The organism is Selenomonas sp. AB3002 (assembly GCF_000702545.1).
In the GTDB taxonomy this organism is placed as follows: domain Bacteria; phylum Bacillota; class Negativicutes; order Selenomonadales; family Selenomonadaceae; genus Selenomonas_B; species Selenomonas_B ruminantium_A.
The window spans coordinates 1,465,543-1,486,262 of the sequence record NZ_JNIO01000008.1; the positions used below are offsets into that span (position 1 = coordinate 1,465,543).

The following is a 20,720-nucleotide window of genomic DNA, read 5'->3' on the forward strand; positions in this document are numbered from 1 at the left end:
TAATCCTTTCTGTTCGAAAAAAGCCTTCCCCTTGAGGGGAAGGTGGCAGCCGAAGGCTGACGGATGAGGTGGAAATGAACTAAATACTTCAGCCTGACTCAAAAAGTCGCACCTCATCCGCCCCTTCGGGGCACCTTCCCCAGAGGGGAAGGCTTTATTTGTCTCAGCCGTCCAGCTTCTGGGCCAGCAGCTGGTTCACCATCTGGGGGTTGGCCTTGCCCTTGGAGGCTTTCATGACCTGTCCCACCAAGGCGCCTATGGCCTTCTTGTTGCCGCCCTTGTAGTCGTCCACTGCCTTCTGGTTCTTGGCAATGACCACGTCTACAATGCCCTCGATGGCCTTGGTGTCGGTGATCTGCACCAGGCCCTTGTCCTTGACGATCTTCTCAGGGCTGTCAGTGTTGGTCCACATTTCCTTGAAGACCTTCTTGGCAATCTTGCCGGAAATGGTATCCTTCATGATGAGCTGGATCATCTCGCCCAGGCGCTGGGCCTCCACGGGAGACTTGCTGATATCCAGGCCTTCATCGTTGAGGTTCTTCAGCAGGTCGCCCATCATCCAGTTGGCAGCCAGCTTGGCATCTGCGCCGGTAGCCACCACGGCATCGAAATACTCGGCCATAGCGCGGGAGCTGGTGATGATGCCTGCATCGTAGTCGGACAGGCCGAACTCGCTTTCCAAGCGGGCGCGGCGGGCATCCGGCAGCTCCGGCAGCTCGCTGCGGTACTTCTCGATGGTCTCCTCGCTGGTGATGATGGGAGGCAGGTCCGGCTCCGGCATATAGCGGTAGTCGTGGGCATTTTCCTTGCTGCGCATGGAAAGGGTGATGCCCTGTGCCGGGTCGAAAGTACGGGTCTCCTGGACGATGTGGCCGCCGTCCTCCAGCACCTCAGTCTGGCGCTCAATCTCGTAGTTGATGGCGTCCTCAAGGTTCTTGAAAGAGTTGATGTTCTTCATCTCCGTGCGGGTGCCCAGCTCCTTGGAGCCAACGGGACGCAGGGACACGTTGATGTCGGCACGGAGATTGCCCTCCTCCATGCGGCAGTTGGAAACATCGATGTACTCCATGATAGCCTTGATTTTTTCCATATAGGCACGGGCTTCCTCAGCGGAGCTCATGTCAGGCTCGGAGACGATTTCCAGCAGGGGCACGCCCGTGCGGTTGTAGTCCACGTTGGAAGAAGCGGAGTCCTTGATATTGGTGCCGGAATGCACCAGCTTGCCTGCATCCTCCTCCATGTGGATGCGGGTGAGGCGGATGCGCTTCTTCTCCCCCTCCACGTCGATGTCCACCCAGCCGTGCTCGGCGATGGGCAGGTCATACTGGGAGGTCTGCCAGTTCTTGGGCAGGTCAGGATAGTAGTAGTTCTTGCGGTCGAACTTGCTGTACTTGTTGATTTCGCAGTTGGTGGCAAGGCCGGCCTTGATGCCAAACTCCACCACCCGCTGGTTCACAGTGGGCAGCACCCCGGGCATGCCCAGGCAGACAGGGCACACATGGGTGTTCTGGTCAGCGCCGAAACTGGTGGCGCAACCGCAGAAAATCTTCGTCTTGGTCTTCAGTTCGCAATGTATTTCCAGGCCGATTACGGCTTCATACTTCATCAGTTGTTACCTCCCAGCTTCGCCATCTTCGTGTGATAGTCCTGACTCTGCTCATAGGTGTAAGCCGCACGGATAATGGTTTCCTCGTCCAGGGCCTTGCCGATGATCTGCATGCCGATAGGCATTCCCTTGCTGGAGAAACCGCAAGGCAGGCTGATGCCAGGCAGGCCGGCCAGGTTCAGAGGCACGGTGCAGGCATCCTGCAGGTACATCTGCAGGGGGTCACCCGCCATCTCGCCGATCTTGAAAGCCGTGGTGGGAGCCACAGGAGCAAGAATCACATCCACCTGCTCGAAAGCCTTGGCATAATCCTCGGCCACCAGAGTACGCACCTTCATGGCTTTCAGATAATACGCATCGTAGTAGCCAGCGGAAAGGGCGTAGTTGCCAATGACAATGCGGCGCTTGACTTCCTCGCCGAACTTCTCTGTGCGGGTATTGGTCATCATGGACACCAGGTCCTCGCCCTCCACACGCTCGCCGTAGCTTACGCCGTCATAGCGCTGGAGGTTGGTGGCAGCCTCAGCGGGAGCGATGAGGTAATAGGCGGAAATGGCATAATCCGTGTGAGGCAGAGAGATATCCACGATCTCTGCTCCCATTTCCTTGTATTTCTCAATGGCAGCCCGGATGGCTTTCTCCACCTCGGGGTCCATGCCCTTCACGAAGTATTCCTTGGGCAGTCCGATCTTCAGCCCCTTCACATCCTCCACCAGAGCCCTGGTGAAGTCAGGCACAGCCGCCTCGCTGGAGGTGGAGTCCATCTCATCATGGCCGGCAATGATGTTGAGCAGATGTGCGCAGTCCGTCACATCCCGGGTCACAGGGCCAATCTGATCAAGGGAGGAGCCGTAGGCCACCAGGCCATAGCGGGAAACACGGCCATAGGTGGGCTTCAGGCCTACCACGCCGCAGAAGGATGCAGGCTGGCGGATGGAACCGCCGGTATCTGAGCCCAGGGACCATATAGCGGTGCCTGCAGCCACGGAAGCGGCGCTGCCGCCGGAGGAACCGCCGGGGACGCACTCGGTGTTCCAGGGGTTGCAGGTGGGATGGTAAGCGGAATTCTCCGTGGAGCCGCCCATGGCGAACTCGTCCATGTTCAGCTTGCCCAGGATGACAGGATTCTCTGCCTTGAGCTTCTTCATGACCGTTGCATCATAGGGAGGCACGAAGTGCTCCAGAATCTTGGAAGCGCAGGTGGTCTTCACGCCCTTGGTGCAGATATTGTCCTTGATAGCGCCGGGAATGCCCTCCAGGAAGGAAATCTCCTCCCCCCGGGCAATCTTCTCGTCCACGGCGCGGGCCTGCTCCAGTGCCTCGTCACGGGTGACGGTGAGGTAAGCCTTGACCTCTCCCTCCACCTCGTCAATGCGGGAGAGCACATCCTCGGTCAGCTCTACACTTGTAATCTCTTTATTCACCAGCATATCATGCAGGACATGAGCCGGTTTCTCGTATAATCTCACGTTCAATCCTCCTGCCTTATTCAGTCTTCCAGCACCTTGGGCACCTTGAAATAGCCGTCTTCCTTAAGGGGAGCGTTGGCAAGGGCTGCCTCCCGGTCAAGGGACTCCTTAACCTCGTCCTTGCGGAACACGTTCGCCATGGGCAGGGCGTAGGTGGTAGGCTTAACATTCTCCGTGTCCAGCTCGGAGAGGTTGTCCATATAGGTCAGGATCTTGTCCAGGTTGCCCAGGTAGCGCTCCGTGTCCTCCTCGGCAATAGAAAGCCGGGACAGCACAGCCACGTTATCCAGGTCCTCTTTCGTTACTTTCATTTCTATTCACCATCCAGCTATAAAATTCAACATTACAAATAAAGATTATAACGCAAAATAGCATATTTCGCCACAGGCAAAACCACTTAAAGCATGGTTATCGGATCTATATCAATGGCAACTTCTGTGCGTAAATGCAATTTTTGTTCCCGCAGGAATTCCTGCACAGTAGGCAGGTCAGCGGTCTTGATCAGCACCACGAAGCGGTAGATATTGCGGAATTTGGCAATCACTGCCGGGGAAGGGCCCACTATCACCTGCCTCTTGTCTCCCTTGAAGCGCTCCTCAAAGGCCTTCACCAGCCGCCTGCCCTTCCCCTTGGCCATTTCTTCGTCTTCATCCTGAAAAAGCAGCTTCACTATCCTGCTGTAGGGCGGATAGAAAAGTTCCTTTCTCATGGCTAGTTCCTGTCGGAAGAACTCCTCATAGTCCTGCTTCAGGCCTGCTGTCACCGCATAATGCTCCGGATTATAAGTCTGCACGATGACCTGTCCCCTGCCGCCATGACGTCCTGCCCGCCCCGCAGTCTGGGTAATGAGCATAAAGCAGCGCTCCGCCGCCCTGAAGTCAGGCATATTCAGGCTGGAATCTGCGCTGATAATGCCAACTGACGTAACGTTGGGTATATCGTGCCCCTTGGCCACCATCTGGGTGCCCAACAGGATATCGTACTCATGACGGCGGAAGCGGTTCAAGATTTCCTGATGGGCAAACTTCGTCCCCGTGGTATCCCTGTCCATGCGGATCACCCGGGCACGGGGCATGATCTCCCGCAGTTCCTGCTCCAGCTTCTCCGTGCCGGAGCCGAAGTACTTGATATAGCGGCTGCTGCACTTGGGGCACACATCCGGCACCTGCTCGGTCACATCGCAGTGATGGCAGGAAAGACGCCCGTTCTTGTGGTACACCAGGGGCAGGCCGCAGAGCCTGCACTTCATGACCTCCCCACAGGAACGGCACATGACGAAAGTCGAAAACCCGCGCCGGTTCAGCATGATGATGGACTGTTCACCACGAGCCAGGGTTTCCTCCAGCAACCGCTGCAAGTCCCGGGAAATGATATGCCTGTTGCCCAGCTTCAGTTCCCGCCGCATATCCACGGCATGAACCAAGGGCATGGGCAGGCTGCCGATGCGTTCCGGCAGCTCCAAAAGCTTCAGTTCTTCATTATTCGCACGATAATAGGTTTCAAGTGAAGGCGTGGCGCTTCCTAACAGCAGCACAGCCCTATGGATACGAGCCAGCTGCTCTGCCACCACTCTGGCATGATAGCGGGGTGACTCGTCCTGCTTGTAACTCATGTCCTGTTCCTCATCCATGACGATAAGGCCGATATCAGCTGCCGGAGTGAACAGGGCAGAACGTGCCCCGATGATAATGCCCGCCTCACCTCTTCTGACCCGCAAGATGGCATCATTGCGCTCGGACAGGGAAAGGCGGCTGTGCATCACCATGATATCCTCAGGGAAATACTCTTTGAAGGAGGCCACCACCTGCCCCGTCAGGGCAATCTCCGGCACCAGCACAATCACCTGACGCCCCAGGGCACGGACTTTCTTTGCCAGTTCCATATAGACCTGGGTCTTGCCGCTGCCCGTGACCCCCTTCAGCAAAAAGCCCTGGAACGCCTTGGCCTCTGCTGCCTGCTCCAGCTCTGCCAGAGCATTTCCCTGGGCCTCAGTCAGCTGGATTGCCGGCGCGTTGTTCAGTTCGGCTTTTCCTCCATAGCTGTCCCGCAGGACACGCTTCTGACGGACTTCCACCAACCCCTGCTCTTCCACCAGCTTGATAGTGGCAGGAGAAACCTTCTCTTCCCTAAGCGCAGTATATGAAAGCTCTTTTCCCTCGTTCTTTGCCAGAAGTTCCAATAAACGAAGCTGTGCTTTCTTGCGTTTGAAATCAACCTGCAGTTCTTCCGTGACTTCTGCCGTCAGGCAGACATATTTCTCATAACGTGCTTTATCCCGCTTCTCTGCCAGATAATCCTTGACGAGCACTCCATAGCTGACCATGCGCTCTATCAGGCCAGGCAGTTCCTCCCCCATCCCGGGCAAGGCCTTCCTGATCTCCCGCAGGCTCTTGGGGCCCTCAGCCATGAGATACTGGTAAACACTGCTGGCCATCGGCATGGCCAGCATCAGGTGCCCGCTCATGCTCTCCTCAGCAGCATAACTCACGGTAATCTTCAGCCCGGACTTCCCAGGCATGAAGAGCCGCATAATTTCCGCCAAAGAGCAGAGATAGAAGTCCGCAAGCCATCTGGCAGCCTTAATCATCTCCGGGGTGAACCAGGCTTCCTCATCCACTGTGGAAATAATTTCCTTAAGCGCATACTCATGCTTTGTATCCTCGGCTTCCTCCCTGATGGAGACAATAAAGCCCTCCACCTTCCGCCCCCCGAAGGGCACGAAAACACGCCACCCCTGCTCCAGAACGAATCCACGCGGCACAAGGTAGCTGAAAGCCTTGGCTATGCTTTTGACAGGAATATTGACGAATACCTCTGCAATTTGCATTTTACCCTCTACCAATCCCAAGTAATATCACAGATATTATATCACCATTGCTCTAATTTTGCCGTAAGCAAAATCTGAATATGCTAAGATTTTAGAAGGCGCTTAGAAATACCTCTCTAATCTTCACAACCTTGTTAAGGATTTCATATAATGCTACAATTTCCAAAGATTTTCACTATGCAGTATTACGTAACAGCCAGCAAGGAGAAACACTATGTATTTCACCATTGACCAGAGGCCCTTCAATAATCCGGCCTTTTGCAAGGAAGTAACAGAAACTATCAATAAGTATGCACAAGAACACAATTTTCCTTACACAGACCTCATCCGTGCCAAGCGAACAGCAGACGGCAGCAGCTACGAGTGGCATATATATCCCAATGTGCTGCTGAAGCATCTGGCCGTAATCGACTACCTGGAAACGCACCTTTCCAGCCATTATCCTGCTGAGATGAAACGCCTCAAACGTGAATTAAACACTTCGGTGCCAGATCTTTTGACCGACATTTCCGAAATGGTCAGTGGGAAATCTTTTGAAGCCACTCTCAAAGCTGACTGCAAAAACATCTACGCCTCTGCCAAAAACCAGAGCTGCTATACTGGCGCTCTGATTGATTATGAGAATCCCCAAAGCATCATTGGCCTCTTCATATACAAAGATGCCTGCCAGCTGGAAGGCTGCAAAGATTACAGTGACCTTGTGGATAAAGAACTCCTCATCCATGGAGAAATCTCATACTACCAGCCTGCCAATTGTTTCCAGCTCAAGGCCACCAGCATAAATGTGCTAGGTGACTGCACGCGACTGAAGAACGAGAAACTATGGGAAACGGAGTGTTTTGATATCCTGCGCAGTTGGGATGAAGTACGCACATACCCGGAACCGAAAAAGCCAAGCAGGATTGGCCTCGTAGCCAACATCCATACACAGGGATATCATGATTTCATGCAGACATTGGAAAAGAACTTTGGCAAGTATATGCCAGAAATTGTCCTCTTCGATATAACCATGGATGCAGAAAGCATCACCAGCACCTTGAGCAACATCAAATACACTTACGAAGATGAGTTTGACTACGTTGCCATCGTCCGCGGCGGCGGTGACAAGGAATCCCTTATAAAACTTTGTGAGCCACCTGTACTGAGTGTCATCCACGCCCTCGGCAACGTAGTCACTGGCATAGGTCACACAGACGACTTCCTGCTATGCGGCAGAGCCGCCCACTATGATGCAGGCACCCCCACCGCTGCCGCCCATTTTCTCAAGACCATGGACAGCAAATTCTACAGCCAGCAAAGGCGCATAGAACTGGCCATAAAGTCTGAAGAAACCAAAGCCAGAACCGGATTCCAAAGCGACCGCGAAAGAGCCGACTACTGGGAACAGGCTTATAAACGACTGGAAGCAGACTACAATGAACTGATGAACGACAGCCAGTCCAAGGGACTATGGAGCGCCATAAAGAATTTATTCTGCTAAATAAAGCAAAAACTCCGTGCAAAATTTCCGCACGGAGTTTTTTATTCAAAGCCACCGTTATCGCTGCATATACAGCAAAAATCACTAAAAAAGCTCGCAAAGCCTTCCACTCTGCGAGCTACAGTATCATATAAATGGTGGAGACAAGGAGGATCGAACTCCTGACCTCTTGCATGCCATGCAAGCGCTCTCCCAGCTGAGCTATGCCCCCACAAACCCCGGCCTTGCCGGTTGCTGACGTTTTTCGCTGTCAACATGTGTTATTATAGGGCATATGGAAGAGGTTGTCAACAGGTAATTTACAAAAAAAGAAGTTTTTTGTAAAAAAATTATTCATCCAGACTTTCCTGCCACCAAGCAAATTTTCTTCCCGCAGAAAGCTACACCATACCGCCAGACTTCATCCACACCTTGCGCACGAAACTCTGCCAGATAGTCTTTCTCCTCTGTCTGCGCCAAAGCCTGTCCTGCCATATCTTCCAGCTCTTCCTCGTGTTCTGCCACTTTGAACTCCATCAGAATGCCAGGAATGCCCACTTCCTTCGGAAAAATTCCCAGGTCAAACCTTCCATAGCCACTTTCCCGATTTGACACTACACGATACTTTGGCATAAGCCAGGCCATAATCCCCAACAGAAAACCATGATAGAAAGTTTCCTTTTCCGCCGTGTCATGAAAGCTGGCTATCTGTACCAGATATTCCTGCAACCCTTGGGCAAACTCCTCAGCCTGTCCACGCAGCAAATACCTCAGCAGGACGAAAAGGTCAGAATCCTCCAGCTCACCACGATAGCGGTTGACAATTTCAGTTTCATATACCGTACTCACTTCCATGTTAGGAATGGCAAGTTCGCAGTAAGTCCTCCCTCCCATAAACTCCGTATGCCTGGATGTCAGATAGCCAGTCGTCTGAAGCATGGTATACAGAGCGTCCTTGCTACGATAGATATCCGTATAAATAAGCCCCTCCTGGACAGCAGTTTCGACAGTCCCTCCCTGCAATAGAGTCAGCAGCTTCTTCTCATCTTTTTTGCCAGCCTGCTTCATAAGGCCAGCAATGATATCATTTCCGGAGGTATTGAGCCAGAAAATATCAGGCTTGCAATCATTGGCAAAATAGTTCACCACTGACCAGGGGTTATAAAGTTCACAACCTGAGAAGTTGTAGCCATCATACCATGCCTTCAATTCTTCCAGTTTATCTTCCCTGTCCAGTTCTCTGGCCAAACCAGCAGTTTCTTCAGGAGTAAAACCAAAAATATCTGCATACTTCCCATTCACCACTGTGGAAACTTCCAGATTGTTCAAGGCACTAAAGATACTTTCCTTGGCAATGCGGAGCACCCCGGTCAATACACCAAATCGCAGCGCAGTGTTTCCCTTGAGCGCTGCAGTAAGGAAAGTACGCATAAAGGCAATGGCTTCATCATAGTAGCTTTCCTTGGCAGACCAGGCCGCTTGAACAGGAGAATCATACTCGTCAATCAAAAGGATAACAGTCTTTTGGTGATAACTCTGCAGAAAATACAGCAGTTTTCCCAGAGCCAGCTGCAAATCCCCCTCCGCAGCCCGTCTCAGGAGTATATCCTCGAAATAAACACGCTCATCCGCACTCAGAAACTCATCATCATACAAATATCTAAACTCAGCATACAAATCATGCATGTGAGACGCTACCTGAACCACCATATCTGAGTATTTCAGAGGTTTGATATCCTTCAGGGACAACATAACCACCGGCCACTGCCCCTGCTCTTGCATATACCTGCCTCCAACCGCCTCGATATCTGTCCCGGCAAAGAGGGCACGATTCTCCTCTGCTCCCTTCAAGGTGAAGAAGTACTTCAGCATGCTCATAGCCATGCTCTTCCCAAAGCGGCGGGGACGAGTGATGAGGGTAACTTCGCTATGCTGGTCAAGAATCTCCTTGATAAACCTGGTCTTGTCTACAAAGTAGAAATCTTCCCGAAGCCGCTTGTAATCATCTGTACCAACTGGCAAACGCTTTGCCCCAGTCATCACAGCCCCTCCCCTGAATAATCAAAGTACTTGCTTCTTGCCGTACATATTCTCATAGTAGCTCTGATACTCGCCGGAGACGATATTCCGCCACCAATCTTCGTGCTCTTTGTACCACTCAACCGTAGCCTTGATGCCTACCTCAGGGCTGGTGGTGGGCTCCCAGCCCAATTCCTCACGGATCTTGGTGGGGTCAATGGCATAGCGGCGGTCATGCCCCTTTCTATCGGTGACATGCTCGATAAGCTCCTCGCCCTTGCCCAGCTCTTTCAGGATGGCCTTCACCACCTGGATGTTCTGCCTCTCGTTATGTCCACCGATATTGTAGACCTCTCCTACCTTGCCCTTGCGCAGGATGATTTCGATAGCGGCACAGTGATCCTTCACAAAGAGCCAGTCACGGACATTGAGGCCATCGCCGTAAACGGGCAGCTTCTTGTCATGCATGGCGTTGATGATCATGAGGGGAATAAGCTTCTCCGGGAAGTGGAAGGGCCCGTAGTTGTTGGAGCAACGGGAGATGGTCACCGGCAGGCCAAAGGTGCGGTGATAAGCCATGACCAACAGGTCTGCAGAGGCCTTGGAAGCAGAGTAAGGGCTGCTGGTATGAAGCGGCGTCTCCTCGGTGAAGAAGAGGTCGGGACGGTCAAGAGGCAGGTCGCCATAAACCTCATCTGTGGACACCTGATGGTAGCGCTTGATGCCATACTTGCGGCAGGCATCCATGAGCACACTGGTGCCGATGACATTGGTCTGGAGGAAAACTTCCGGGTTCTCAATGGAGCGGTCCACATGGGACTCAGCGGCAAAATTCACGATGACATCCGGCTTTTCTTCCTCGAACATCTTGTAAACAGCCTCGCGGTCTGCGATATCGCCCTTGATGAATTTGAACTGCTTGTTCTTCTGTGCTTCTTCCAGGGTAGCCAGGTTGCCTGCATAGGTCAGCTTGTCATAGCAGATGATCCTGTCCTCGGGACGGTTCTCCAGCATATAGTAGACAAAGTTGGCACCAATGAAACCGGCGCCGCCGGTTACAACAATATTCATGATTCCGCTCCCTTACTTCATTTCCTCATAGACAAAGTTGATTTCATTCTTCTCTATACGTTCGGCCAGGGTAGGCGCCTTCTCGTCCTTGTCAGAGAGAATCAACGGCTGGATGGGCCACTCCACCCCTATCTCCGGGTCATCCCAGCGCACATTGCCATCGCACTCAGGTGCGTAGTAGTTATCTGCCTTATACTGCACTTCCACATCATCCGTGAGGGTGATGAAGCCATGTGCAAAGCCACGGGGAATAAAAAGCTGCTTCTTGTTCTCAGCAGAGAGCTCCACCCCCACCCACTGGGCATACTGGGGAGACCCCTTGCGGATATCTACTGCCACATCAAAGATCCGGCCTCTGGTGCAGCGGACCATCTTGGCCTGACACATAGGGTTCTGCTGATAGTGCAGGCCACGCAGTATTCCCTTCTGAGAGGAGAAGGACTGGTTGTCCTGCAGGAATTCCACCTCAAGCCCTGCCTCTGCCAGTTTTCTTTTTGACCAGCTCTCCATGAACCAGCCACGGGCATCACCAAAAACCTGCGGCTCCACTACATAAACACCCTTAAGTTTTGTTTCTGTAACTTTCATTCTCTCTGCGCCCCTTACTTTTCTTTAGCCAGCTGCTGCAAATACTTGCCGTAAGCATTCTTCCTCATGGGCTCCGCCAGCCTCAGCAGCTGCTCACTGTCAATATACCCCATGCGATAGGCAATCTCCTCGATGCAGGCCACCTTCAGCCCCTGACGAGCCTGAATGGTCTGGACGAACTGGGCTGCCTGCAACAGGGACTCATGGGTTCCCGTATCCAGCCAGGCATAGCCGCGGCGCATCTTCTCCACCCGGAGTTTTCCTGCCTCAAGATAGGCCTTGTTCACATCGGTGATCTCCAGCTCCCCACGGGGCGAAGGCTTCACTTCCTTGGCAATGCTCACAATGTCCTTGTCGTAGAAATACAGCCCTGTCACCGCATAGTTGGACTTTGGCTCTGCCGGCTTCTCCTCCAGGCTGGTGGCGCGCCCTTCCTTGTCAAAAGCCACCACGCCATAGCGCTCAGGGTCGGACACATAGTAAGCAAAGACCGTGGCCCCATCATCACAGGCAGCCGCCCTCTGCATAGCTTTGGCCAGATCAGAGCCATAGAAGATATTGTCCCCCAGCACCAGCGCACAGGAGTCGCCATTGATAAATTCCTCACCAATCAGAAAAGCCTGAGCCAGGCCATCAGGACTGGGCTGCACTGCATAGCTGATGCTGATGCCCAACTGGCTGCCATCACCCAGAAGCCTTCTGAAAAGTTCCTGGTCCTGAGGGGTGGTGATAATCAGGATATCATTGATGCCAGCCAGCAGCAAGGTGCTCAAAGGGTAGTAAATCATTGGCTTGTCATAAATCGGCATAAGCTGCTTGGATACAACCTCTGTCAAAGGGTAGAGCCTGGTACCAGACCCACCCGCCAAGATAATGCCTTTCTTTATCAAAGAAATCCCTCCAATGTCGAATAATAACTATCAATTATTATACGACACTGGAGGGAATTTTACCAACAATATACAAATATGTTTGACTTAGATGTCAGCGCATTTACTTGAATTCCACGAATTCGTTGATCCGTGCCCCGCCCTTGATCATGGGCTCCACGAAGCTGCGCCAGATGTTCATGACGATGACCCTGGGATGCTCCGTATCCTTCAGAGCTTCCTGCAAAGCCACGGCGAAGCCTTCCTGGGTGTCTACGGTCTCCGCCTTGATGCCGAAGCTTTCGGCATATTTCTCGTAGTCCATCTGATAATCCAGCTCGCAGGCAATATAACGCTCGTTATACATGACCTTCTGCAACTGGCGTATCATGCCCAGGCTGGTGTTGTTGGCGATGATGGAGATAATGGGGAGATTCAGTCTGGCAATGGTGTAGAACTCATTGCCCGTCATCTTGATGCCCCCATCACCTGCCACATGGATGACCCGCCTGTTCTTGCCATAATAGACCTGTGCCCCCATGGCGGCAGGCAGGCCGAAGCCCATGGTGCCAAGACCGCCGGAGGTGAGCCAGGTGCGGGGCTGCTCCGGCTTCAGGTGCAGGGCTGCCCACATCTGGTGCTGGCCCACATCGGTGGCAAAGGCATAGGGCTTGCCAGCCGTGGCTTTCGCCACCAGGTGCATGGCCCAAGGCACAGTCAGGCGGCTGTGCTGGTAGTCATACTCATAAGTCTCCCGCCAGCCTTCAATCTGCTGCCACCATTCCTTAAGCTCGCTATGGGGCTCATACCGCATCAAAAGGCCCAGGATGGTCTTCATATCCCCTGCCAGTCCCAGGGAGCCCGCCACATTCTTGTCAATCTCTGCCGGATCGATATCGATGTGGATGAACTTCTTGTCCTGGGTGTACTTCTTGAGGTTGCCCGTCTGGCGGTCACCGAAGCGGCTGCCGATGGCAATGACCAGATCAGCCGCCGCAATGGCATGATTGGCAGCCTTCTCCCCGTGCATGCCCGCAAAGCCCAGGGACTGGGGATGAGAACCGGGCACGGCCCCCAGCCCCATGAGGGTATGCACCACAGGCAGATGGTATTTTTCAATGAAGGCCAATACCTCAGGGGTGGCCCCTGCCGCAATGACCCCGCCCCCTACAATGGCCAGAGGGCGCTGGGCATTGACTATTTCCTCAGAGGCCTCGGCAGCGCAGATGCGGAAATCCGCATCCGGCTTGCCGGGCTTCTTCTCCTCAACCGCCTGAGGCTCATAATCCACCTCAGCAAAGAAGAGATCCCGGGGAATATCCACCAGCACCGGGCCGGGACGGCCCTTGCGGGCCAGCTGGAAAGCTTCCCGCAGGGTGGGGATGAGTTTCTTCACGTCCTTCACCTTGTAGTTGTTCTTGGTGATGGGCATGGTAATGTCCAAAATGTCCGTTTCCTGGAAGGCATCGCGGCCCAGCAGGGTAGTATCCACCTGACCAGTAATGGCCACCACGGGAATGGAATCCATAAAGGCAGTGGCCAGGCCTGTCACCAGATTGGTGGCGCCGGGACCGGAGGTGGCCATGCACACCCCCACCTTGCCGGAAGCCCGGGCGTAGCCGTCTGCGGCATGGGCCGCATTCTGCTCATGGGTCACCAATATCTGCTGCAGTCCCTGTTCGTCCTTTTCATCGTAAAAGGCATCATAGAGAGGCAGGATCATGCCCCCGGGGTAGCCGAAGACCACCTCCACGCCCTGCTCCTTGAGGCAGGCCGCCACTGCCTTTGCACCTGTCATTTTCATTGTACGTCACACCCTTTGTGAGATTTCTCTCGTTATCTCTTCGGTGTTAGCCTTCTTAAATCCTTCTTTCCAAAGATCTGCAGTGCGCCAGCCTTCTTCTAAAACCTTTTCAACAGCCGCCTCGATAGCCTTGGCTGCCTCTTCCTCATGGAGGGAATACCTGAGCAGCATGGCCGCAGACAGAATAGTGCCCATGGGGTTGGCAATCCCCTTGCCGGCAATGTCCGGGGCGCTGCCGTGGATAGGCTCATAAAGGCTGGTAGAGGTGCCAATGGAAGCGGAGGGCAGCATGCCGATGGAGCCCCCCACCACAGCCGCCTCGTCGGAGAGGATATCTCCGAAGAGGTTGCCCGTGACAATGACATCGAACTGGGCAGGGTTGATGGCCAGCTGCATGGCGCAGTTGTCCACATAGAGGTTCTTCAGCTCCACTTCCGGATAGCCCTCTGCCACCTTGGCTGCCGTGCGGCGCCAGAGGCGTGAGGTAGCCAGCACATTGGCCTTGTCCACAGAGGTGAGCTTGCCCCGGCGGAGCTTCGCCGTCTCGCAGGCCAGCTTCACGATGCGCTCCACCTCAGGCACTGAGTAGTTCTCCAGATCCCAGGCCCGCTCTGCCCCTTCGTGCATCTCAGATTCGCAGCGCTCACCGAAGTAAATGCCGCCTACCAGCTCACGGACAATGACCAGGTCTACCCCCTTGGCCAGCTCAGGCTTCAAGGGAGAATACTCCACCAGAGCCTCTGCCACCTTCACGGGACGAAGGTTGGCGTAGAGGCCCAGTCCCTTGCGCAGGCCCAGGATGGCCTTTTCGGGACGCAGGGCAGGATCCACATTATCCCATTTGTCCCCGCCCACGGCGCCGAAGAGGACAGCATCGGCTGCCTTGCAGGCTTCCAGTGTCTCCTCCGGCAGGGGCGTGCCAAACTTGTCATAAGCAGTGCCCCCTGCATCATGGAATTCATATTCCAGGTTCAGGCTGTATTTCTTGTCTGCCGCTTTCAGGACTTCCACAGCGGAGCGGGTGATTTCCTCACCGATGCCATCGCCGGGTATCACAACGATTTTTGCCATCTTATCACCTTATTTATTCTTGATGTAATTGATGAGCCCGCCAGCCTGGGCAATCTCCTGCACGAAGCCCGGCAGGGGATGAGCCTTGAACACGTCACCGGTGGTCAGGTCCTTGATCTCGCCAGTGGCCACATTCACCATCAGCTCATCATCTGCCTTGATCTTCTCCACCTCATCACCGATCTCCAGCAGAGGCAGGCCGATATTGATGCCGTTGCGGTAGAAAATGCGGGCGAAGCTGGCGGCGATGACTACTGGCACCCCTGCAGCCCTGATAGCCACAGGCGCGTGCTCCCGGGAGGAGCCGCAGCCGAAGTTCCTGCCACCCACCATGATATCTCCTGCCTTCACATTCTGGGCGAAACTCTCGTCCAGGTCGGCCATGCAGTGCTTGGCCAGTTCCTGGGGATCAAAGGTGTTGAGATACCTGGCTGCAATGATGATGTCCGTATCTATATTGTCGCCGTAGCGCCATACTTTACCCTGATAGATTTCCTGTGCCATCTTACTTCACCTCCACATCAGCAGGCACGGCAATGCGGCCCAATACGGCACTGGCTGCCGCCGTCTGAGGACCGGCCAGATATACTTCGCTGGTCTTGTCACCCATGCGGCCCAGGAAGTTGCGGTTGGTGGTAGACACGCAGCGCTCCCCAGGAGCCAGGATGCCCATATAGCCTCCCAGGCAGGGTCCGCAAGTAGGACAAGACACCACTGCGCCAGCCTCAATGAAGATATCGAAGAGACCTTCGTGCATGGCCTGCTGATAGATGGCCTGGCTGCCGGGAATGACGATGCAGCGCACCCTGTCATGGACCTTGTGGCCCTTCATGACTTTGGCGGCAATCTGCAAATCCTCCAAGCGTCCGTTGGTGCAGGAGCCGATGACCACCTGGTCGATTTCCACAGGCTCCTTGATATCTTTCACCGCCTTGGTATTCCCCGGCAGATGGGGGAAGGCCACCACAGGGGTGAGGGTACTGAGGTCAATGGTCACGGTCTGCACATAGCTGGCATCCTCATCAGGTGCCACCGATTCATAGGACTGCTGCACCCGGCCTTCCACATATTCCTGCGTCACTTCGTCGAAGGGGAAGATGCCATTCTTGCCGCCGGCCTCAATGGCCATATTGGCAATGGTCAGGCGGTCCGTCATGGAAAGGGTCTTCACACCCTCCCCGGCAAATTCCAGGGACTTGTAAAGGGCGCCGTCCACACCAATCATGCCGATGAGGGTGAGGATGACATCCTTGCCCGTGATATTCTCCGGCTTACTGCCCACAAGTTCCACCTTGATAGCTTCCGGCACCTTGAACCAGGCCTTGCCCGTGGCCATAGCCACCGCCAGATCCGTAGTGCCTACGCCAGTGGAGAAGCCATTCACTGCGCCGTAGGTGCAGGTGTGAGAATCTGCGCCAATGGTGAGCATGCCCGGGCCTACGATACCCATTTCCGGCAGGATGACATGCTCGATGCCCACCCGGCCCTGCTCGAAGTAATGCTTGATTTCATGCTTGTGGGCGAAATCCCGCACGGCTTTCGCTAATTGTGCGGACTTGATATCCTTGGCAGGCTGGAAGTGGTCCGGCACCAAGGCAATTTTCTCTTTATCAAAGACGGGACGTCCAATCTTCTCAAACTCCTTGATGGACGGAGGCGCCGTCACATCATTGGCCAGCACCATATCCAGGTCGCAGATCACCAGTTCCCCTGCGGAAACCGAATCACGGCCTGCATGGCGGGCCAAAATCTTCTCGCTCATATTCATGCCCATAGCTTGCCCTCCTTATTCACGAAAAGCCTTCCCCGACCCAAACGGGGAAGGCTTTTATTGCATTTTTGCTATTGCTAACCTTAGTCCTTGGACAGGTCGTCGCCATCCTTCAGCCAGGACATCATGCCGCGGAGCTCCTTGCCCACCTGCTCGATCTGATGCTCGGCATGGATGCGGCGCTGTGCCAGGAAGTTGGCACGGCCGGCAGCGCGGTTCTCCAGGAGCCAGTTGCGGGCGAAAGTGCCATCCTGAATCTCAGTGAGGACCTTCTTCATTTCCTTCTTGGTCTCCTCGGTGACGATGCGGGGTCCGATCATGTAGTCGCCGTACTCAGCAGTATCGGAGATGGACTTGCGCATCTTGGCCATGCCGCCCTCATAGAGGAGGTCAACGATGAGCTTCATCTCATGGAAGCACTCGAAGTATGCCATCTCAGGCTTGTAGCCTGCTTCTACCAAAGTCTCAAAGCCAGCCTTCATGAGGGCACAGACACCGCCGCAGAGGACAGCCTGCTCACCAAAGAGGTCAGTCTCCGTCTCATCCTTGAAGGTAGTCTGGATAGCGCCTGCACGGGTGCCGCCGATGCCGCGGGCATAGGCCAGAGCCACGTCGAAGCACTTGCCGGTAGCGTCCTTCTCAGCTGCGAAGACCACGGGCACGCCGCCGCCCTCAGTGAAAGTACGGCGAACCAGATGGCCAGGGCCCTTGGGGGCTACCATGAAGACATCCACGTCCTCAGGAGGAACGATCTGCTTGAAGTGAATGTTGAAGCCATGAGCGAAAGCGAGAGCACTGCCGGACTTGAGGTTCGGGGCAATCTCAGCCTTGTAGACATCGGCCTGTTTCTCATCCGGGATCAGGATCATGGTGATGTCAGCCTGCTTGACGGCCTCAGCCACAGGCAGGACCTTCAAACCATGCTTCTCAGCCTCAGCCTTGGACTTGGAGCCTTCGTAAAGACCAACCACCACGTTCACGCCGCTCTCCTTAAGGTTCAGGGCATGAGCATGGCCCTGGCTGCCGTAACCGATAATGGCCACAGTCTTGCCGTTCATGACTTCCCAGTTGACATCCTGATCATAGTAAGTTTTTGCCATAGTACTCTCTCTCCTCACAGTGTTCATATATAGTATGTTCTCCGCGTTCCAGGGCGATGAGCCCCGTGCGGATGACCTCGGCAATGCCATAGGGCTGCACCAGCCTCAGGAAAGCCGTCACCTTGTCATCGCTGCCGGTAATCTCGAACATCAGGGTAGTGGATTCCACATCCACCACATGAGCCCGGAACAACTCGGCCATCTTAAGGACATCAAGGCGGTTGCTGTCATCTGCATGAACCTTCACCATGGTCATGCCGCGGCATACTGCCACTTTTTCATCCAGCCGCTGGACAGCTCTCACAACCGGCATTTTTTCCAGTTGCTTGATAATCTGCTCCACCAGCTGTTCGTCCCCCTGCACCACCACAGTGATGCGGGAACAATCCGGCGTCTCTGTCACACCTACAGACAAGCTGTCGATATTGAACTCCCGCCGGGAAAACATACTCACAACCCTGACCAGCACACCGGTCTGGTTTTCCACAAAGACAGACAGGACATGTTTCATAGCAAGCCTCCCTTATGCTTCCATGGACTGTGCACAGTCTTCATACAAAAGGGACTGTCCACCAGAATCATACCGACATCAACCATTATAACACGGCTCACCTGTCCATTCAATGTGTATCCTTGTAAATATGTATACATTATTGCGCAACTCACCTCTTTTGTCAACAGCAATCTGTAATATTTTATGCATTTGTATGAACATCTTTGGTATTTTAATCCCTCTTCAGCGGACACACATTTGAACTGTAGGCTTTTATCTGCACTTATATCCTTTCTGCAAGAACAGCAACGAACACCAAATTACATTTTTCTGAATAATTTCTTCTATCAAACTTCCCAGAGAAAGAAGGGATTCTGACAAATTTAACGAATAGTAGAGGCAAGGTATGAGATTAGAAACTATGTTAATTGGCCCTGATGCTTTTAACCTGGAATAAAAGAGGTGTTCGCGCAATGTTTAGTTTTTTCTCCAAAGACAAGAATAACGCTGCCCCGGAACCCACTCCTGCACCGCCCCCTACTCCCGCTGAGCGGGTGCATGCCACCCCTGCCATGCCCGTGGCCGCTGTCAGCAGCCAGCAGGACATCAAAGCTGTCTACCTCAATCGGAACGAGCTCTCCAGCGACAAGCTGAAAGACCTCTGTGACCTGGCTGGCGGCGCTGCTCTCATCATGGGCTTCATCTCCCCCGATCTTTCCGTACCGGAAGTATCCCGGGCCATCAAGCAGGAAATCCCCGGCAATACCAAGCTGATTCTCATGACCACCTGCGGCGAGCTCTGCCGTGTCCCCGGCAAGCATACCTACTATCAGGATGCCCCGGATAATCGTGGTAAGGTGCTGTTGCAGGCATTTTCCAAACGCATGCTGGAAGATGTCTACATCGCCAGCATTCCCCTGCCCAACGATGATTTGCGCCGTGGTGAAGTCACCATGACGGTGGCAGAGCGCGTGGCGGCCCTAAAATCCGAGTTTGCCAAGCAGCATGTGCCCTTCCGCGTTTCCGTAAACCACACCTTCGCCTTTGTCTACATTGACGGCGTTTCCAGTTGCGAAACCTTTGTCGTGCAGGCTCTCTTTGACAGCGGCCAGCTGGCCTGCCCCTATATCGGCGGCAGCGCAGGCGGAGATTTGAGCCTTGGACGCACATACATCTACAATGACAAGGAGTGCCTGGAAAACCACGCTGTCATTGCCGTAGTGCGGCTCAGCAAGGAATATCGTTACGGGGTATTGAAATCCCAGGCCGTAGAGCCTGCCTATGGCACCACTTTCATGGTGGGAGCTGCTAACAGTTCCCTGCGCTACATTGAAACAGTCCAGGATCCCACCACGGGAGAGGACAACTCTTTCATAGATACTCTGAAAGAGCACTTCCACGTCAGCAGCACAGCCGAATTGGAAGCCACCATGCAGGACTACACCTTCGCTTCCAATGTGAACGGCGAATACTTCATCCGCACCATCTCCAAGATTGACGAAGAAAATGACCGCATTCATTTCTACTGCGATATCATGACAGGCGAGGAACTGTACCTCATGAAGCGCATTTCCCTGCCCCAGACAGTTCATTCCGACCTGCAGCGCTATATGCAGGGCAAGCCTGCCCCCATCGGAGGCATCCTCAACGACTGCATTCTGCGCCGCCTGGGCTATCCCAATGAAATCGGCCATGTGGATGAATTCGAAAACGTGCCTGTGGCGGGCTTCTCCAGCCTGGGCGAGATACTGGGGCTGCACGTAAACGAAACCCTCACCGCCATCTTCTTCTACCACGTCCTGCCGGGAGAGTCCTACCACGATGAATATCTGGACAAATTCGCCAGCTTCTACTCTGACTGCCGGGCCTATTTCTTCAACCGCGAAATCGCCAGGCAGATGCACATGGATGCCCTGAAGGACAACCTCATCAATATGTTCCGCAACTATCAGGCCAAGATGCCCGGCATCGTGGAAACCATCATGCGCATGTCCAATGATTCCGAAGGTCTCCAGAGCGCCATCCACCAGCTGGCCAACGGCCTTGAGGAACAGAACAAGCTCTTCAAGATGCTCATGAACCGCATGGGCGAGATTACGCCGAAACTTGATCTTCTGAGCCAGCGTGCCCAGAAAATCAACGACGTTATGAACATGATCAACGAGATTGCCGCCCAGACCAACCTGCTGGCCCTGAATGCCGCCATCGAGGCCGCCAGGGCAGGCGAAGCAGGCCGCGGCTTCTCCGTGGTAGCCCAAGAGGTCAGGAAGCTCTCTGAAAATACCCAGACCAGCCTCCAGACCTCCGACGAAGCCATCAAGACCCTGCTGGGCGATGTGAAGCAGATAGACGAAATCCTGGCCGAGAACGACCAGTTCGAAGCCAAGATAGCGGAGTTTGACACCAGCTTCAGCGGCCAGATGAAAACCCTTCATGCCAATCTGGCTGACGGCCTCCGTCACATTCAGAAATCCACAGACTCCATCAAAGAGCTGGAACGGCTCAACGATGCCACCCAGGAAGAAATGGAAAAACTCACGGTGATCATCAAGAATATCGAGATGGGTATCTGA

Annotated in this window: 16 protein-coding genes and 1 tRNA gene; 2 read left to right on the forward strand and 15 right to left on the reverse strand. The window is 54.1% G+C overall.

The features are described 5' to 3' along the window. Positions 1–163: 163 nt before the first annotated feature. The 4 genes from gatB to priA all read right to left on the reverse strand — a co-directional run bounded on the left by gatB (position 164) and on the right by priA (position 5,902). Positions 164–1,606, reverse strand: coding sequence for an Asp-tRNA(Asn)/Glu-tRNA(Gln) amidotransferase subunit GatB (gene gatB, locus P159_RS0114975; protein ID WP_029545309.1), 1,443 nt, complete (start codon positions 1,604–1,606; stop codon positions 164–166). Then, positions 1,606–3,075: an Asp-tRNA(Asn)/Glu-tRNA(Gln) amidotransferase subunit GatA gene (gene gatA / locus P159_RS0114980; protein ID WP_029545311.1), complete on the reverse strand. Its 1,470-nt coding sequence runs from the start codon at positions 3,073–3,075 to the stop codon at positions 1,606–1,608. Before gatA ends, gatB begins: the two co-directional genes overlap by 1 nt. A gap of 20 nt (positions 3,076–3,095) precedes the next feature. Continuing rightward, positions 3,096–3,386, reverse strand: a complete 291-nt coding sequence (gatC, locus tag P159_RS0114985) for an Asp-tRNA(Asn)/Glu-tRNA(Gln) amidotransferase subunit GatC (RefSeq protein WP_029545312.1) — start codon at positions 3,384–3,386, stop codon at positions 3,096–3,098. An 86-nt stretch (positions 3,387–3,472) separates the two neighbouring features. Then, a complete protein-coding gene (priA, locus tag P159_RS0114990; protein WP_029545314.1) occupies positions 3,473–5,902 on the reverse strand; it encodes a primosomal protein N' in 2,430 nt (809 codons plus the stop codon). A 214-nt stretch (positions 5,903–6,116) separates the two neighbouring features. Between priA and P159_RS0114995 the strand changes: the two genes are divergently transcribed. Further along, on the forward strand, positions 6,117–7,382 hold the full coding sequence (locus P159_RS0114995) for an exodeoxyribonuclease VII large subunit (RefSeq protein ID WP_029545316.1): 1,266 nt from the start codon (positions 6,117–6,119) through the stop codon (positions 7,380–7,382). Positions 7,383–7,517: 135 nt separating this feature from the next. Here the strand turns inward: P159_RS0114995 and P159_RS0115000 are convergent. The 11 genes from P159_RS0115000 to ilvN form a co-directional block, all read right to left on the reverse strand. Continuing rightward, positions 7,518–7,593: transfer RNA gene (locus P159_RS0115000), tRNA-Ala, on the reverse strand. A gap of 122 nt (positions 7,594–7,715) precedes the next feature. After that, positions 7,716–9,401, reverse strand: coding sequence for an AAA family ATPase (locus tag P159_RS0115005; RefSeq protein ID WP_029545318.1), 1,686 nt, complete (start codon positions 9,399–9,401; stop codon positions 7,716–7,718). Positions 9,402–9,422: 21 nt separating this feature from the next. Then, positions 9,423–10,451 (reverse strand): dTDP-glucose 4,6-dehydratase, encoded by a 1,029-nt coding sequence (rfbB, locus tag P159_RS0115010; protein WP_029545320.1) that lies wholly within the window; start codon positions 10,449–10,451, stop codon positions 9,423–9,425. Positions 10,452–10,463: 12 nt separating this feature from the next. Continuing rightward, positions 10,464–11,039: a dTDP-4-dehydrorhamnose 3,5-epimerase gene (gene rfbC, locus P159_RS0115015; RefSeq protein ID WP_029545321.1), complete on the reverse strand. Its 576-nt coding sequence runs from the start codon at positions 11,037–11,039 to the stop codon at positions 10,464–10,466. Positions 11,040–11,053: 14 nt separating this feature from the next. Continuing rightward, positions 11,054–11,929: a glucose-1-phosphate thymidylyltransferase RfbA gene (gene rfbA / locus P159_RS0115020; protein WP_029545323.1), complete on the reverse strand. Its 876-nt coding sequence runs from the start codon at positions 11,927–11,929 to the stop codon at positions 11,054–11,056. A 103-nt stretch (positions 11,930–12,032) separates the two neighbouring features. Beyond that, entirely contained in the window at positions 12,033–13,706 is a 1,674-nt protein-coding gene (gene ilvB / locus P159_RS0115025; protein WP_029545325.1) for a biosynthetic-type acetolactate synthase large subunit, read from the reverse strand. Positions 13,707–13,718: 12 nt separating this feature from the next. Beyond that, positions 13,719–14,783 carry a 3-isopropylmalate dehydrogenase gene (leuB, locus tag P159_RS0115030; RefSeq protein WP_029545327.1) on the reverse strand — a complete coding sequence of 355 codons (1,065 nt, stop codon included), beginning with the start codon at positions 14,781–14,783 and terminating at the stop codon, positions 13,719–13,721. A gap of 9 nt (positions 14,784–14,792) precedes the next feature. After that, a complete protein-coding gene (locus P159_RS0115035) occupies positions 14,793–15,287 on the reverse strand; it encodes a 3-isopropylmalate dehydratase small subunit (RefSeq protein WP_029545329.1) in 495 nt (164 codons plus the stop codon). 1 nt (position 15,288) lies between these two features. Beyond that, positions 15,289–16,557 carry a 3-isopropylmalate dehydratase large subunit gene (leuC, locus tag P159_RS0115040; protein WP_029545330.1) on the reverse strand — a complete coding sequence of 423 codons (1,269 nt, stop codon included), beginning with the start codon at positions 16,555–16,557 and terminating at the stop codon, positions 15,289–15,291. Between the two features lie 80 nt (positions 16,558–16,637). After that, positions 16,638–17,654, reverse strand: coding sequence for a ketol-acid reductoisomerase (gene ilvC, locus P159_RS0115045; RefSeq protein WP_029545331.1), 1,017 nt, complete (start codon positions 17,652–17,654; stop codon positions 16,638–16,640). Beyond that, positions 17,635–18,165, reverse strand: coding sequence for an acetolactate synthase small subunit (gene ilvN, locus P159_RS0115050; protein ID WP_029545333.1), 531 nt, complete (start codon positions 18,163–18,165; stop codon positions 17,635–17,637). Before ilvN ends, ilvC begins: the two co-directional genes overlap by 20 nt. A gap of 455 nt (positions 18,166–18,620) precedes the next feature. Between ilvN and P159_RS0115055 the strand changes: the two genes are divergently transcribed. After that, complete coding sequence (locus tag P159_RS0115055) at positions 18,621–20,720, forward strand: methyl-accepting chemotaxis protein (protein ID WP_051650399.1); 2,100 nt, start codon at positions 18,621–18,623, stop codon at positions 20,718–20,720.

Excerpts from the sequence above, each read along its gene's own strand:
- gatB (WP_029545309.1), bottom strand. The coding sequence starts at position 1,606 with ATGAAGTATGAAGCCGTAATCGGCCTGGAAATACATTGCGAACTGAAG.
- gatC (WP_029545312.1), bottom strand. The coding sequence starts at position 3,386 with ATGAAAGTAACGAAAGAGGACCTGGATAACGTGGCTGTGCTGTCCCGG.
- priA (WP_029545314.1), bottom strand. The coding sequence starts at position 5,902 with ATGCAAATTGCAGAGGTATTCGTCAATATTCCTGTCAAAAGCATAGCC.
- P159_RS0114995 (WP_029545316.1), top strand. The coding sequence starts at position 6,117 with ATGTATTTCACCATTGACCAGAGGCCCTTCAATAATCCGGCCTTTTGC.
- P159_RS0115005 (WP_029545318.1), bottom strand. The coding sequence starts at position 9,401 with ATGACTGGGGCAAAGCGTTTGCCAGTTGGTACAGATGATTACAAGCGG.
- rfbB (WP_029545320.1), bottom strand. The coding sequence starts at position 10,451 with ATGAATATTGTTGTAACCGGCGGCGCCGGTTTCATTGGTGCCAACTTT.
- rfbC (WP_029545321.1), bottom strand. The coding sequence starts at position 11,039 with ATGAAAGTTACAGAAACAAAACTTAAGGGTGTTTATGTAGTGGAGCCG.
- ilvB (WP_029545325.1), bottom strand. The coding sequence starts at position 13,706 with ATGACAGGTGCAAAGGCAGTGGCGGCCTGCCTCAAGGAGCAGGGCGTG.
- leuB (WP_029545327.1), bottom strand. The coding sequence starts at position 14,783 with ATGGCAAAAATCGTTGTGATACCCGGCGATGGCATCGGTGAGGAAATC.
- P159_RS0115035 (WP_029545329.1), bottom strand. The coding sequence starts at position 15,287 with ATGGCACAGGAAATCTATCAGGGTAAAGTATGGCGCTACGGCGACAAT.
- leuC (WP_029545330.1), bottom strand. The coding sequence starts at position 16,557 with ATGGGCATGAATATGAGCGAGAAGATTTTGGCCCGCCATGCAGGCCGT.
- ilvC (WP_029545331.1), bottom strand. The coding sequence starts at position 17,654 with ATGGCAAAAACTTACTATGATCAGGATGTCAACTGGGAAGTCATGAAC.
- ilvN (WP_029545333.1), bottom strand. The coding sequence starts at position 18,165 with ATGAAACATGTCCTGTCTGTCTTTGTGGAAAACCAGACCGGTGTGCTG.
- P159_RS0115055 (WP_051650399.1), top strand. The coding sequence starts at position 18,621 with ATGTTTAGTTTTTTCTCCAAAGACAAGAATAACGCTGCCCCGGAACCC.